The organism is Amycolatopsis sp. PSD-21, from assembly GCF_055561455.1.
This window is the reverse complement of sequence record NZ_CM145712.1, coordinates 247,541-260,977: the sequence shown is the minus strand read 5'-3', so window position 1 is coordinate 260,977 and position 13,437 is coordinate 247,541. Positions and strand designations below refer to the sequence as shown.

The 13,437-nt window shown below is 68.9% G+C and carries 16 protein-coding genes; 8 read left to right on the top strand and 8 right to left on the bottom strand.

Annotated elements, in window-relative coordinates:
* The 3 genes from ACZ1DY_RS01375 to ACZ1DY_RS01365 all read left to right on the top strand — a co-directional run bounded on the left by ACZ1DY_RS01375 (position 1) and on the right by ACZ1DY_RS01365 (position 2,322).
* The gene (locus ACZ1DY_RS01375) at positions 1-351 is read left to right on the top strand and encodes a metallopeptidase family protein (protein ID WP_034309691.1); all 351 of its coding nucleotides are present in this window, start codon (positions 1-3) and stop codon (positions 349-351) included.
* A 212-nt stretch (positions 352-563) separates the two neighbouring features.
* Positions 564-1,823: an MFS transporter gene (locus tag ACZ1DY_RS01370; RefSeq protein ID WP_465483395.1), complete on the top strand. Its 1,260-nt coding sequence runs from the start codon at positions 564-566 to the stop codon at positions 1,821-1,823.
* A 61-nt stretch (positions 1,824-1,884) separates the two neighbouring features.
* Entirely contained in the window at positions 1,885-2,322 is a 438-nt protein-coding gene (locus tag ACZ1DY_RS01365) for a hypothetical protein (RefSeq protein ID WP_126732480.1), read from the top strand.
* Here the strand turns inward: ACZ1DY_RS01365 and ACZ1DY_RS01360 are convergent.
* The 3 genes from ACZ1DY_RS01360 to pheA form a co-directional block, all read right to left on the bottom strand.
* On the bottom strand, positions 2,319-2,969 hold the full coding sequence (locus ACZ1DY_RS01360; protein WP_126732481.1) for a DUF4232 domain-containing protein: 651 nt from the start codon (positions 2,967-2,969) through the stop codon (positions 2,319-2,321). The two genes, ACZ1DY_RS01365 and ACZ1DY_RS01360, sit on opposite strands and share 4 nt — an antisense overlap.
* A gap of 155 nt (positions 2,970-3,124) precedes the next feature.
* The gene (locus tag ACZ1DY_RS01355; protein ID WP_126732482.1) at positions 3,125-3,745 is read right to left on the bottom strand and encodes a histidine phosphatase family protein; all 621 of its coding nucleotides are present in this window, start codon (positions 3,743-3,745) and stop codon (positions 3,125-3,127) included.
* The gene (pheA, locus tag ACZ1DY_RS01350; RefSeq protein WP_257483668.1) at positions 3,742-4,650 is read right to left on the bottom strand and encodes a prephenate dehydratase; all 909 of its coding nucleotides are present in this window, start codon (positions 4,648-4,650) and stop codon (positions 3,742-3,744) included. The genes ACZ1DY_RS01355 and pheA overlap by 4 nt, the downstream gene beginning before the upstream one ends.
* A 97-nt stretch (positions 4,651-4,747) precedes the next feature.
* Between pheA and ACZ1DY_RS01345 the strand changes: the two genes are divergently transcribed.
* The 3 genes from ACZ1DY_RS01345 to ACZ1DY_RS01335 all read left to right on the top strand — a co-directional run bounded on the left by ACZ1DY_RS01345 (position 4,748) and on the right by ACZ1DY_RS01335 (position 7,427).
* The gene (locus ACZ1DY_RS01345; protein ID WP_126732484.1) at positions 4,748-5,389 is read left to right on the top strand and encodes a macro domain-containing protein; all 642 of its coding nucleotides are present in this window, start codon (positions 4,748-4,750) and stop codon (positions 5,387-5,389) included.
* Positions 5,390-5,546: 157 nt separating this feature from the next.
* Positions 5,547-6,479 carry a type I pantothenate kinase gene (gene coaA, locus ACZ1DY_RS01340; protein ID WP_126732485.1) on the top strand — a complete coding sequence of 311 codons (933 nt, stop codon included), beginning with the start codon at positions 5,547-5,549 and terminating at the stop codon, positions 6,477-6,479.
* Between the two features lie 777 nt (positions 6,480-7,256).
* Positions 7,257-7,427 (top strand): hypothetical protein, encoded by a 171-nt coding sequence (locus ACZ1DY_RS01335; protein ID WP_167551706.1) that lies wholly within the window; start codon positions 7,257-7,259, stop codon positions 7,425-7,427.
* Positions 7,428-7,553: 126 nt separating this feature from the next.
* On the opposite strand, the gene ACZ1DY_RS01330 is transcribed toward ACZ1DY_RS01335, so the two are convergent.
* The 5 genes from ACZ1DY_RS01330 to ACZ1DY_RS01310 form a co-directional block, all read right to left on the bottom strand.
* Positions 7,554-7,970, bottom strand: a complete 417-nt coding sequence (locus ACZ1DY_RS01330) for a type II toxin-antitoxin system VapC family toxin (protein ID WP_192747446.1) — start codon at positions 7,968-7,970, stop codon at positions 7,554-7,556.
* Positions 7,967-8,266 (bottom strand): type II toxin-antitoxin system Phd/YefM family antitoxin, encoded by a 300-nt coding sequence (locus ACZ1DY_RS01325; RefSeq protein WP_192747445.1) that lies wholly within the window; start codon positions 8,264-8,266, stop codon positions 7,967-7,969. Before ACZ1DY_RS01325 ends, ACZ1DY_RS01330 begins: the two co-directional genes overlap by 4 nt.
* A 67-nt stretch (positions 8,267-8,333) precedes the next feature.
* Complete coding sequence (locus ACZ1DY_RS01320) at positions 8,334-9,890, bottom strand: DUF1841 family protein (RefSeq protein ID WP_465483394.1); 1,557 nt, start codon at positions 9,888-9,890, stop codon at positions 8,334-8,336.
* Between the two features lie 176 nt (positions 9,891-10,066).
* Complete coding sequence (locus ACZ1DY_RS01315; protein WP_257483667.1) at positions 10,067-11,374, bottom strand: hypothetical protein; 1,308 nt, start codon at positions 11,372-11,374, stop codon at positions 10,067-10,069.
* On the bottom strand, positions 11,371-12,261 hold the full coding sequence (locus tag ACZ1DY_RS01310) for a nitrate- and nitrite sensing domain-containing protein (RefSeq protein WP_465483393.1): 891 nt from the start codon (positions 12,259-12,261) through the stop codon (positions 11,371-11,373). Before ACZ1DY_RS01310 ends, ACZ1DY_RS01315 begins: the two co-directional genes overlap by 4 nt.
* Before the next feature lie 121 nt (positions 12,262-12,382).
* On the opposite strand from ACZ1DY_RS01310, the gene ACZ1DY_RS01305 reads away from it, so the two are divergent.
* The gene (locus ACZ1DY_RS01305) at positions 12,383-12,742 is read left to right on the top strand and encodes a nucleotide pyrophosphohydrolase (RefSeq protein WP_465483392.1); all 360 of its coding nucleotides are present in this window, start codon (positions 12,383-12,385) and stop codon (positions 12,740-12,742) included.
* Positions 12,743-12,752: 10 nt separating this feature from the next.
* Entirely contained in the window at positions 12,753-13,433 is a 681-nt protein-coding gene (locus ACZ1DY_RS01300; RefSeq protein ID WP_465483391.1) for a Crp/Fnr family transcriptional regulator, read from the top strand.
* The last annotated feature ends 4 nt before the right edge of the window (positions 13,434-13,437 follow it).

Here is a 13,437-nt window from a genome sequence, read left to right as displayed (position 1 = left end):
GTGCCCGTCGAGATGACGCAGCAGCGGTTCGAGGAGCTGGTTTCGGAGGCGCTGGACGAGCTGCCGCCCGAATTCGCGGACGCCATGGACAACGTCGTGGTACTCGTTGAGGAGTTCAACGAAGAGTCGCCCACGATCCTCGGCCTGTACCACGGGGTCGCGCTCACCGAGCGGACCCACGAGTACGGCGGGGTGCTGCCGGACCGGATCTCGATCTACCGGCGCCCGCTGCTGGAGATGTGCGACACCGAGGAGGACGTCGTCGAGGAGGTGCTGATCACGGTCATCCACGAGGTCGGCCACCATTTCGGCATCGACGACGCGCGTCTGCACGAGCTCGGGTGGGGCTGAGCCGCCGCCGGGGTGGTAGCAAAGGTCCCTTGCTCCCCCGCGACGGATTCCGCGCCGAAGGCGGCATGGTCGGTGATTTTTGTGCGTGGAGCACCATGGGTTCTCCGGAATCTTAACTCGGTGTAACAAACCAGCCACTTTGGGCGACAGCCCCGGCTAAACTTTCGACACCTTGTCGCCGGCCGGCGCCGGCGAATGCCCGGGAGGCGGACATGGCCGGATCGGCGACACGCGGGAGGGGTGACCGGCGGTTGCGCTGGCTGCTCGCCTCCAGCGCGGCGTCGAACCTCGGCGACGGCATCGGCAAGGTGGCGTTCCCGCTGCTCGCGGTCACCCTCACCCGGGATCCGCTGCTCATCGCCGGTCTTTCGGCGACCCAGTTCCTGCCGTGGCTGCTGTTCGCGCTCCCGGCGGGCGCGCTGCTGGACCGCGTCGACCGGCGGCGGGCGATGATCCTCGCGAACGGCGTCCGCGCGGTGGTCGTCGGCGGGACGGCCGCCCTGGTCGCCGCGGGCGGGGTGACGATCTGGCTGGTCTACGCCGCCGCCCTGCTCATCGGCTTCGCGGAGGTGGTCGCCGACAGTGCCGCGAACGTGCTCATCCCGGCGGTCGTCGGCGAGGGTTCGCTCGACAGCGCGAACAGCAAGCTCCAGGCCTGCGAGATCGTGGGGCAGACCTTCCTGGGCGGGCCGGTCGGCAGCTTCACCTTCGCGCTCTTCGCGACGTTCCCGTTCCTGCTCAACTCGGTGGGCTTCGCGATCGCGGCCGCCGTGTTGATCGGCCTCGCCGGGAGCTACCGGCCGAGAGCCACCGGCGACGCGCCCGCCAACCTCCGTGCCGAACTTGCGGAGGGTTTCCGCTGGCTGAAGCACAGCCGGCTGGTGCTGCGGCTGGTCGTCGTCGCCGGGCTGATCAGCCTGGTCAGCGAACTCGCGCAGGCACAGCTGGTGCTCTACGCGATCGAGTACCTGCGTCTCAGCGAAGCGGCCTTCGGGCTCTTCGCGTTCGTCGGCGGCATCGGCGGCCTGCTCGGCGCGGCCGCCGCCCCGCGGCTGGTGAAGGCGACCAGCCGTCGCGCGGTCCTCGTCGGCGGCACGGCCTGCTGCGGCGCGGCGTTCACCGGCATGGGCCTAACGAGTTCGCCGGTGGCGGGAGCGGCACTGTTCGGTCTGTTCGCGGCCGCCGTGGTCGCGGTGAACATCGTGCTCGGCACGGCGCGGCACACACTCGTCCCCGGCGACCTGCTCGGCCGGGTCCTCGGCGTGTGGCGCACCGTCGTATGGGGAGCGATCCCGATCGGCGCCCTGCTCGGCGGCGTCCTCACCCACGCCCTCGGTTCCCCGGCCCGGACCTTCCTCACGTCCGGGCTGCTGCTGTTCGGAGTAGCCGGTTTCGCGTTCGTCTCGTTACGGCAAGGAGCCTTCGATGACGAATCGGCCACGGAGGAGCGGGTTCTCCACCAAGACCGGTGAAAACAAAGGTCTTTGGTGCTGAAATAGCCCATCACCGCCACGGGTGACGGGGAGGTCCGCGATGCAGCAGACACTGGTGCCGGAGGCCGGCGTGGGGACGACAGAACCTTCGAGACGTCCGCAGGTACTCACCGCCTTCGCCGGTTTCGTGATCGGCGGTGGCGTGATCGGCATGCTGTGGGCGCTCTCGGGCGTCGACGCGGGGGCGCTCGAAGACGCGCAACACGCTTGTTCGGCGCTGGCCAGGGTCGGCACGATCCCGGACACCACCGATTCGGCACCCGGCGAACGGACCGTGGCCGTTCTAGCCCCCGAAGTCCTGCACCGGATGACGGCCGCACGCGAACTCTCCGCCGCGGCGGCCGCCGCCAACGACACCTACCGGCCGCTGGCCGAACATATCGACGGTGTCAGCCGGATGGTGTTCAGCCTGCACTTCAACCAGATCTCGGGCCAGCGGCACCTGGCACAGGCCGAACAGCTCTGCACCCAGCTCTAGCCCTTGTGGACGGTCTGGACGGTCAGCTGATTGCCCGGGATCTTCCCCGCGCAGCCGAGTCCCTGCACCGGCACGAAGTTCGAGGCCGTCTCCTGCGGCAGGTACACCCGCAGCCCACGGGTCTCGGTGGGCTTGCAGACCGCCTCGTCGTAGTTGCGGACGTTCACGAAACCGACGTCGGCGACCGCACTCTCGCCGTTGGCGAGCTGGACGGGGGCGCCCTTGGCGCCGTCGCGATACGCGGCCTCACCGACCTGGTGGCCGTCGGCGCCGGTCACGTAGGAGACGCCGGGGAAACCCTGGATGGTGCACGGGTGCCCGCTCGAATTGGTGATGACGAGCTTGCGGTACACCGTGCCCGCGGCGGCGTCACCGTCCTTGATGGACAGTTTGACGTCGCCCGCCTTGCACAGCCCGTCGTTCTTCGGCGCCGGTGCGGGCGACTGGGCGGGCTGCGGGGCGGGAGCCGGGCTCGACGAACTCGCGCTGGGCGCGGCGGAGGTGTCCGGCGCCGAACTCGACGGCGACGCGGACGTGTTCTGCGCGACGGGCGCGGGTTCCGCACCGCAGGCACTGAGCAGCAGAAGCCCGGCGGTACCCGCGACGAGACCGCCGATGGAGATCAGTTTCGAACGAATCATGGTCATTCGCCTCCCTGTAACCGGACAATGCCGGGTGACCCACCGTTCAGTAGACGTGTTGTCCGCCGTGGGGGTTGCGCTCCATCGGTTAATTCCCCACAAGGTGTTAATCGATCTTGTGGGGGGTATTCCCCGGCGGGCGCGGAGGCAAACGTCCCTGGTCAGGCCTCGACGGGGGCGTCCGCCCAGGTGAGACAGGTCCAGCCGGCGGGGGCCGCGACGAGTTCGACGATCCCGGTGTTGGGAATGAGCCCCTGGTTGGCGACCTCGGCGGTCACGTTCCCGGCGAGCCATTCGCCGCCGAGGCGGATCGCGCCGCCGTGGCTCACCAGCACCACCGTGCCGTCGGGGTCGGCCTGCTCGTGCTTGGCGCGGAGGCGGGCGACCGCGTCGAGCATCCGGGCGCGGACCTGCGCACCGGTCTCGCCGCCGGGGATCGGCGGGTCGAGCTCGCCGAGCGTCCACCGGCGCACGACGCTCATGTAGGTCGTGATCGAGTCCTTGTCCGTCTTGCCTTCGAGATCGCCCGCCGCGACCTCGTGCACGCCGTCGAGGACCTGGACGTCCAAGCCCCGTTCGGCCGCCAGGGGCGCGGCGGTCTGCTGGGCGCGGACCGCCTGCGAGGCGTAGACCGCGACGATCGGCTCGCCGTCCAGCCGCGTCACGAGGCTCTGGGCCTGCTCGCGGCCGAGCTCGGTGAGCGGCGGCCCCGGCAGTGCGGTGTCGAGCGCGCCACGCACGTTGCCTTCGGTCTGGCCGTGGCGGACGAGGAGAAGTTTCACGCCTGTGCTCCCTTCCGTACCGACTCGACCCAGCCGATCGCGTCGGTGAAATCCTCGTTGGCGGCGCCCGGTTCGATCTCGGTCGTGCCGTTGTCCGCGCGCGGGTGGGAGCCGAGGAACCGGACGTTCCGGCACCGGCGGCGCAACGCGGCCAGCGCGTCGCCGATCCGGGGCTCGGCCACATGCCCCTCGAAGTCGATGAAGAAGCGGTACTCGCCGAAGTTGTTCCTGGTCGGGCGGGCGTCCAGCTTGGTCAGGTTGATGCCGCGGACCGCCAGTTCGGTGAGGAGTTCGGCCAGGGCACCGGTCCGGTTCGTCGCGGCGGCGACGATCGACGTGCGGTCCGCCCCCGTCGGCTCCGGCAGCTCGCCGGGCGCGCGGACCAGCAGGAACCGGGTCTTGGCGTCGCGGACGTCGGCGACCTCGGTGGCCCGCACCTCCAGCGGGTAGTGCTCGACGGCGACCGGCGCGGTGACGGCGGCGTCGAACTCGCCCGCGTCCACCGCGACCGCGGCCGCCGCCGTGGACGACGTCGCGACCGGATGCGCGCCCGGCAGATTCGCCTCGACCCAGTGGCGGACCTGGGCGAGCGCGTGCGGATGGCTGGCGACGGTGCGGATCTCGGTGGTGCCCGGCCGGGTCAGCACGCTGAAGTGCACCGGCAGCAGCACCTCCGCCACGGCGACGAGCGGCTCGGCCTCGCTCAGGCTGTCGAGGGTGGCGGTGACCGCGCCCTCCACGGAGTTCTCGATCGGGACGCACGCGGCGTCGGCCGCGCCCGAGCGCACCGCGGCCAGCGCCGCCGGGATGGTCTCCGCCGGGATCAGCTCCTCCCCGGGGGCGAGCCGGCGCGCGGCCTGTTCGGTGAAGGTTCCCTGGGGGCCGAAGTAAGCGATCCGTGACACCCCGCCAGATTACGCACGGCGCGGGTGGCGACTTTCACTCGGACAGCCGGTACGCGCACCGGTTACGCCGGGTGGCTTTTTTTGTCATGCTTAGGGCGTGACCGCCGAACCGGGCACGCGCACCGGCCACGAGGACGCCGGCTCCTCCTTTCCTCCCCTCTCGGACCGCCCCACTCCGGAGCTGGTGTTGTGCGCCGTCGATGACCTGCTCGCACAAGCCTGGACGACCGTCGCGGACACGGTGGACGGCCGGGTCTTCGTGCACCGCGGGTCCGTGCTCGACGTCGTCGCGCAGGCCGTCGTCAGCCCCGCGAACTCCTACGGCTGGATGCGCGGCGGCATCGACGCCGTCTATGCCCGCGCCTATCCCGAGGTCGAGCAGAACGTGCGCAGCGCGGTGCTCGCCTACCACGGCGGGGAGCTCCCGATCGGCGAAGCGGTGGTCGTGCCCACCGGCGAGGCCGAGCCCGCCTGGCTGATCAGCGCGCCGACGATGCGGGAACCCGGCGAACGCCTCCCGCGTGACACCGTGCACCCGTACCTGGCCGCCCGGGCGGTGTTCCGGCAATGGCGTGACGGCAGGCTCGACCAGGGCCGGATCCGTGATCTCGTCCACACGATCGCGATGCCCGGACTCGGTACCGGTTTCGGCGGCGTCGCGCCCGCGTCGTGCGCACGGCAGGTCGCCGCGGCGTGGAACGAGGTCTTCACGCCGGGCCGTACCCGTAACGGACGGTAACGCCCTGAAGCGGGGTACATCACATCGCAGCGCGTTCACGAGCCGTAAGCCCTACCGTTAAAGCGGCTTCATCCGGTTCGAGGCACGTTCACCCGCCGAGAACTCGTCAACACGGTTTTGTACGGCGCCAGCGCAGGCGACGGGCGAGGAGTGTGCGATGCCGCGGGTCCGTGAGCTCAGTCCCTACGTCGAGCTGCACCGTGAGCAGTGGCGCGAGTTGCGCAGGTCGACCCCTCTGCCGTTGACCGCCGCGGAACTGCTGCGGCTGCGCGGTCTCGGCGAACAGGTCGACCTGGCCGAGGTCGCCGAGGTCTATCTGCCGCTCTCCCGGCTGATCAATCTCCAGGTCGCCGCCCGGCAACGGTTGTACGAGGCCACCACCACCTTTCTCGGTGAAGACAGTCGGGGCACCAAGGTGCCGTACATCATCGGGATCGCCGGAAGCGTCGCCGTCGGCAAGTCGACCACCGCGCGCATCCTGCGCACCCTGCTCGCCCGCTGGCCGGATCACCCCAGGGTCGACCTGGTCACCACCGACGGGTTCCTCTATCCGCGCGCGGAACTGGTGCGGCGCGGGATCATGCACCGCAAGGGTTTCCCGGAGAGCTACGACCGCCGGGCACTGCTGCGGTTCGTCACCGACGTGAAGTCCGGGGCGGAACGGGTCAGCGCTCCGGTGTACTCGCACCTCGCCTACGACATCCTTCCCGACGAGGAACAGGTCGTTCAGCGACCCGACATCCTGATCCTCGAAGGGTTGAACGTCCTTCAGCCCGGCCCTCGGCTCACCGTCTCCGATCTGTTCGACTTCTCGATCTACGTGGACGCGCCGACGACCGACATCGAACGCTGGTACATCGAGCGCTTCCTCAAGCTGCGGCACACCGCCTTCGCGGACCCCGCGTCGCACTTCCACCACTTCGCCGGCCTCCCGGACGACGAGGCCCGCGCCGAGGCACGCCACCTGTGGCGCACGATCAACGAGCCGAACCTGATGGAGAACATCAAACCGACTCGGCCCCGGGCGACCCTCGTCCTCCGTAAGGACGCCGACCACGCGATCAACCGGGTCCGGCTGCGCAAGCTCTGAGGCTGGAGCTCGCGTGATCGGAGCTGTGACTCACGTGCGCGGGGACGCAACACGCGTGCTCTAAAGCGCAACTCACGTGGCCGAAGCCGCAACTCACGTGATCTAGGGCGGAACTCACGTGGCCGAAGCCCGACCTCGCGTGATCGGGGCCGTGACTCGCGTGATCGAAGGCGCAACATGCGTGATTGGCGCCGTAACTCGCGTGATCGGAGGCGTAACTGGCGTGATCGAGGGTGCAACTCGCGTGCTTGGGAGGCGTAACTCGCGTGATCGAGGCCGTAACTCGCGTGACTGGGGGCGTAACTCGCGTGATCGAGGGTGCAACTCGCGTGATCGAGGCCGTAACTCACGTGATCGAGGGTGCAACTCGCGTGATCGAGGCCGTAACTCGCGTGATCGGGGGCGTAACACGCGTGATCGGGCATGACTCGCGAGGCACGTCGGTGAGACCACGACACGGCGTAACCGGGCAAGCACGGATTCTCTACTCACGGCGAGCGTTCACGGCGGGTTCCAAGATCACTTCGTCGGGACCCGATCACACGGGCGACTTCCGGCCGTTCCCTCACAAAGACCAGCCTTCGCACCATCGGAGAGCCGGTGGTGCCCGCTGGTCGCGCACCGCTGTCGGGCGGTGGCATTCCTCGGCCGATCGGCCGATCCACGCTCAGTACGTGTAACCGGTTGGCCGATACCGGCTACAGGCCCCCGAGGCGACCCTTGTCTCAGGGGTTCACGAGGTCTCGAAAAGGACCTTGAGCAGGGAGGAGGCTCACGATGTTCTCGATCATCCTGACCTGGGTCGGCTCGATACTCGGACTCGCACTCCTGGTGGCCATGGCCGCCGGCGCCTTCGTCGTCGACTTCGACGACGCCCGTGGAGACCGCCGCCGGAAGAAGCCGCAAGTCACGGAGAGCAAGGGCACTCCCGCGGCACCTCTGGGCTGAGCTTCGGCAGGCCTGAACTCTGGCGGGCCGAGCTTCGGCAGACCACACTTCGGCAGACCACACTTCGGCAAGCCGCACTCCGGCCGATCAAGGCGTCCGGACGTCTTGATCCTCTCGGAGCTTCCTTCAGTCGAACGGATCGTGCACCTGCGCACCGAGCCCGGCCATATCGGCGAGGTTCCTGGTGACCAGGGTCAGGTCGTGGACCCGGGCGGTCGCGGCGATCAGCCCGTCGATGGACGGCACTTTGCGCGGCGCGTACTGCCTGCCCCATTCGGCGGCGATCTCGGCGGTCACCGGAAGGATCCGTTCCGAGAACTGCGCGGTGAGCCCGGACAGCCACTCGGTCAGCGCTTCCGCGCGCTCCCTGTCCCGCTCGCCTCGATTCCTGAGCTTCGTTATCCCCCTCTCGATCTCCCCCACCGTCAGCGCGCTCAGATAGAGCCTGCTCGACGACACTCCACCCCACCACCGGGCGAAACCCGGGTTCTGCGTGCGGCGCCGAGCCTCGGACACGATGTTCGTGTCCAGCAGAAAGCTCACCCGCTCACCTCCACGACATCTCTCGGCAGGTCTTCCGCGCGTTCGGCGGCGATCTCCTCCAGTACGTCGGCCAGCGCCTCCCCGTACTCGGGATGGTGGTGCTCTCCGGAGAGCACGAGCTTGAAATCGACGGCTTCACCGCTTCCGGTCAACCTGCGGTAATCCACGATGTCCAGCACCACGGCCACCTCCTCCCCATGTTTCGTGACGAACTGCGGCCCATCGGACGCGGCGCGGCGCAGCAGCTCGCTCAGCCGCTGCTTGGCGTCCTGCACTTGCCAGGTTGCTGCTTCCATCTAGACAGACTAGACAGAATGGGGTGGGTTGGCAAGGGGGGAGGGGTGTGACCGGGGAAAACGGGGTTCAGGCGAGCTCGTCGAGCGCCTTCCGGTAGTCGTCGACGTCGTAGTCCATCTCGTGCTCGCCCGATTCGGTGAGCTGGGCGGACAGCGCGTCGATGAGGCGGTCGAAGATCTCCTCCCGCTCCTGCCCGGTCTCGCTCAGCCGCCGCACGGCCTGCCAGACCTCGGCGGGCTCGTCGGCCCAGAGCTGGTCGACGACCGTGGTCTTGAGCGCGAGCCGCATCCGCGGTTCGCCGTCGAAGGTCTCCTCGGCCAGCGCCTCGTGGTACTCGGGGTGCTCGCCGATCACCAGGAGACGGCGCTGTTCGGGGTCGGCGGGTTCGAGCTCCAGCTCCTCGTCCCCGATCTCCGCGTAGACCGTCGGGACGGCAAACATCCGGCGCGCCAGGGCTTCCGCGAGTTCCGCCGGGTCCTCGATCCCCTCGGAGCCGTCGAAGTAGACGTCGAGCGCGGAGTCCTCGTCCTGCGCGAATTCCTCCAGGAACTCGGTGGCGCTCTCCAGCAGCGCGACACGCGCGGCCTCGGGGAGCCCGGCGCGGTCGGCGGCCCAGGTGACCCAGCCGAGGAGAGCGGGCTCCAGCGCGTCTTCGTAGGCCTCGTCGATCTCGAATTCCCCGTCCAGCAGCGATTCGAGGAACCGGGCGAGCTTCTCGGGACCGACCCGCAGCGGGCTGCCCGGCTCGGTCTCACAGCCGTAGTCGACGAGCAAGCGCGCGTAGAACCGCGTCGCCTCCGTGTCCTCCACGAGCCCGGAGCCGATGAAGTCGGCGACGACCTCTTCGCGGACCTGCTCGGGCCATTCGGTGATCTCGGGCGACGGCTCGGGAGCGGGAAGCGCCCGGATCCAGGCCAGCGCGAGCGCGTGGAACCGCGCGTAGTCCTCGCTGACGTCGGGCTCCTCGACGACGTCCGTCGCGGCCAGCCCGTCCGCCAGCAGCTGGTGGGCGCGCTCGGGCAGCACCCGCTCCAGCGTGACCAGCTCCGGGTCGTCGGCGGCCTGCTGCCGCATCTCGGCCAGCACGTCCTGCGGCTTGTCGACCACGACAACGTCGCGGATCCGGCCACCCTCGGTGAAGTCGACCAGCGCGAGCAAGCCGTGTTCGGCACCGCCGCGGGTGAAGACGCACAGAAGGGAGGACTCGTCGCCGAAGACGTCACCGGTCCGCCAGCACTCCCCGACGGTTACCGCGGCCAGGTCCGCCGCCCATTCCGGTTCCGGGATGCCGCGGCCCAGCACGGTGTTCAGCGCCGAAGCGGCCGCCTCGCGCTCCTCCTCGGTCTCGGCGAAGACCCGCAGCCCGGCGAGGAGGGCGGCCGCGGCCGGCGTGATCTTCCGCTCGGCGAACGCGATGAGCTCCAGGCCCAGCGGCGTTTCGTCCTCTTCGAGCTCGATCTCCCACCACTGGCCGAGCACTTCGGAGGTCAGCAGCTCGACGTCGAGCACCTCGGGCTCGGCACCGAGGGTCGAGAAGTCCCGGAGGACGTCCTTGAAGAGGCCCGTCACACTCGGAGTGGAGGGCTGGGCTGCCTTCTTGCGGGCACGGCTGACCGGACTCATGGCGACATGTTTTCACGCGGACCCGGCCGGGCTCGTCGCGGTGGCCCTGGGCGCGGAACACGGGGTCCGGTCGCGGGGAGGACGCGGGGGGACACCGGTTCACCGACCACCGCGACTTCACCCTCTTCGCCGGTTTTCCTCGGTTCGCTTCGAATAACGATAGGCGGCGGGCGCGGTTACGCCCTGACCGGTTTGGGAATCGCGATTCTCGCCGCTTTGACCTCGGCGATCAGCCGCGTCTTGCGTTTGTGTATTTCCACCAATGTGCCGAGGTACGAGCTGAATTCTTCAGCCGTACCGGCCTTTTTGTGCGCCGTGCGCAGTTTGCGCAGTTGCCGGGCCGCTTCGCGGTAGGCGTTCGGATCCTTCCGGGTGATCAATTCTTCGACATGGTCCCGGTACACGGGAATGGTTTCCGCGGGATGGGCGACGGAACGGGAATCAGCGAGTTCGACCCGCACCGGCAATGAGGCCTCGAATCGCACCGCCGCCCGCCATGCCTCGTCGGCGCGGTCCTCGCCGAGCAACGCGCGGACGAGTTCGTCGGCGGCCTCCGTGCTCCCGGCGGCGAGTTCACGCAATCGGGCGAGTGCGGTCTTCCGCTGCGCGACCCAGCGCCCCGTTTCCAGCGACTCCTCACGCAGCGCGAGGTACGTCGCGGCGGTGGGGTTCTCATCAAAGTCCTTGCGCGACAAAGGATCTTTCTCCGTCGGCGGCGCTTCTTCCTTCTTGTCGTGCGTGAGCGCCCGCGCCGCATGCGCGATGGCCTCGCTGTGCCGCCCCGCCGCGCGCAGCACGCGCACGATCTTGAGACTGACGTCCACCCGCGGCGGCTTGGCGGCGAGGATCGCGACGAGCGCGTCGACGTCACCGGACACCTCCGCCAGCTCCTCGCGCAGGCGCTCGGCCGTCTCGCGTTTCGCGCCGGACGGCTGCTCGGCCAGCACGCTGTCCACTGTGGACTTTATCCGCGCGATTCCCTTGTCCCCCAGAGCGGAGGCGAAGTCGGCAAGGTCGATGACGGGCCAGCCGGGGCCATCGAACTCCACTTCGAGGATCCAGGCGGCCAGGCTTTCGGGATCCGGCGGATGCGCCACGCAGGCCCGCGCGTACAGCTCGACGGCCCGGTCCAGGCGGTCCGCGACCTCGCCCGAGGCGTCGTCGATCTGCTCCAGCATTTCGCTGATGTCGTCCACGGTCCGGCGGGCGAGCGGGGCGAGGTCGGCCCGGCTGCCGGCGTCGAGAAGCCGCTGAAGCGTGTCGAGGACGGAACCGACCTTCGCGGCGTACTCGACGTTCCCCGCCAGCACGGCGGTGTCGAGGAGACGGTGCGCCTCGGCGACATCACTCCCCTGGGTGGCGAAGCGGCTCTCCAGGGCCTGCCGTAACGCAGGGTCACGCTCGGCTTGGGCGTGCAGCAGGTCCGCCAGCGTTTCCGCGTCCAAGGTACGCAGGTAGGGGCGCAGATCCGTCGGGGAACTCACCCGGACAAGTCTGCCCGACCGCTTCGCCGACTCGTGTGGGCCAACAGCGTGCTCTTTTCGGCGTAATCGCTCACCAGGTGTGACCAGGTCGGGATCGGGGTCGGCAGCCGGCGGGCGAGCTGCATGACGATCGCCATCACCACCCCCGCGAGCAGCGAAATCGCCGTGGCGGCGGCGAGGGCTCCGCTCAGCACCCGGCGTCCGCTGTCGACCGCGAGCTGCGCCGAGTACTCGATCTGGCGCGCGGCGAGGTCACCGAGGGTCCGGCCGACGACACCGGCCGCGACCCGCCAGGACTCCTGGCCGACGGGCGGCGGCGTGGCCGCGCTCAACGCGGTTTCGACCGCGGTGAACCGGCCCCAGTCCTCACTTCCGACGAGCTCCCGGTAATTCCGACGGCTACTTTCCGTCAGTTTTCCGGCGATCGCGTCGAGCCTGGACCGGTAGGCGCCCACGGCGGCGGCGTAGTCGCGCCGCCCCGCGTCGTCGATCCCGGCGACCGCGAGGGAATCGCTGCGGTCCATGCCTTCGACGACGGTGAGCAGTTCGACGGCGATCGTCTGCTGGTAGCCGACCTCGGCATCGGGGGCCGCCCGCACGATCTCGCGCAGGGAGGAAAGCGAGGTGTCGATGCGGTCGGCGTACGCGGTGTAGGTGGCGGAGCGGCTGCCCGGCGCCTTCAACGCGGCTGCCCGCTCCCGCTGCAGCGACGCGATCCCGCGGCTCGCGTCGGCGAGCGTGACCGCCCCGTTCTCGGCGTCGTCGCGGTCCTCGATGGCCTGCTGCACGAGGAATCCGCCGATGAACAACGCGACGAGCACCAAGGCCGCGCTCGGCACGAACGCGATGGAGAGCACGCGAGAGCGAAGGCTTCGCTGGTACGTCAAGGCTTTCCTTCCGGATCGGTCTCCCGACGCGGAGCGACGTTATGCAATTTGCAAATTGCACGTCAACGAGCGTCCGCCATACGGCCGTTAGCGCACCGTGACGATCTGGTAGGCACGGCACGTGACACTCGACGATCTCAACCAGCGCCTCCGCGACTTCGCCGCAGCACGGGACTGGGAACCTTTCCACACGCCGAAGAACCTGGTCATGGCGCTGTCCGGCGAAGTCGGCGAGCTGACTTCGCTGTTCCAATGGCTCACCCCGGAGGAGTCCGCGGAGTGGCGCTCCGATCCCGAGCTGGCACACAACGTGGTCGACGAGCTCGCCGACGTCACGCTGTACCTCCTCCAGCTCGCGAACAGTCTCGGCGTGGACCTGATCGAGGCGGCCAACGCCAAGATCGACCGGAACGAAATCCGCTTCCCCGCGCCCGATCAATCAGCCCGTTCGGGCGGTACCAGCAGGTCGGATGATCAGTGAGACTGGATGCGTGGATGGTGCGCCCAGGTCGACCTTCGCCTCCCGGCTAGGGCGAATCACGCTCTCCGACTTCCGGAAGCTGGGAACGACCAGGAAGTTCACCGCAGGTGATCAGCTCTTCATGGAAGGCGACGCGCCAGGGAATGTGTTCCTGGTCGAGTCAGGCTCGATCAAGGTCCACATGATCTCCCCAGCGGGAACCGAGCTCATTCTCGGCTTCCGAGGTGCCGGCGACCTGCTGTGCGAAACGAGCGCGCTGGAAGGAATCCCGCGTTCGACCTGCGGTACCGGACGCGTGGACGGGGAGGTGACCGAGGTTTCCAGGTCGGCTTTCCGTTCCTTCATCCGCAGACACCCTGAAGCGATGGCCCATGTGTTCAGCGTCATACGCGACCGCCTGCGTGATTCTGATCAGGAGCGACTCTCCTATGCGTCCGAGAGTGTGGCCGCTCGGGTCAGCCGAAAACTGGCCTCATGGGCCGCTATGTACGGAAGCCCGGAGCCCGGCGGAAAAGTGGTCATCCGCGGATTCAGCCGTAGAGAACTCGCCCAAAGCGTCGCGGCGGCAGAAAAATCGGTGGATGAGGTCCTGGTCGCGCTGCGTGCCGCAGGCCTGATCTCGACAGGGCGGCTGCAGATCGTCATGAACGATCCGCACCGGCTCCTCAGCTGGCCTCTAGCACAGCCCTGATCTC